General features: G+C 59.0%; 1 protein-coding gene. It reads right to left on the minus strand.

Annotated features, from left to right (window positions below; all coding sequences use genetic code 11):
* Positions 1-115 precede the first annotated feature (115 nt).
* Positions 116-385, minus strand: a 270-nt coding sequence (locus AC0L3D_RS36995; protein ID WP_473647574.1) for a hypothetical protein, incomplete at its 5' end; no start/stop codon positions are given.

A 385-nucleotide genomic window follows, 5' to 3' on the forward strand; every position in this document is an offset into this window, starting at 1 on the left:
CAAAAGGCACGGACGTCAAACGTCATCAAAGCCTCGCCGCTACCCCCGTGGCGGAACGTTGCGTACAGACTTGCCGCACAGAAGCCCAAGGCGAGTGAGCAGGCGATGCTAACGGCTATGTTGGGGGGCGTCGTTTTTGTTGAAGGCATTGTTCCATTGCCGGATTAGCCGTAGCTAATGCTGCGGCTTCAAACACCGAACCGACGTCGCGCGATGTCGCCGCCCGACAGATCGATGCCGCAGCGGGTGGTGCGATGCTTGCATCGACCACCCGGCAGACGTGGTTTTTGAAAGTTACACCAGGCAGGACGGACAGCGAATTGGAAACGGCAAGGCCGTGAACGGAATTCGGGAGAGAAGGCGTCACTGTACCATGGCCGAGACC

This window comes from Mesorhizobium sp. WSM4837, from assembly GCF_055811435.1.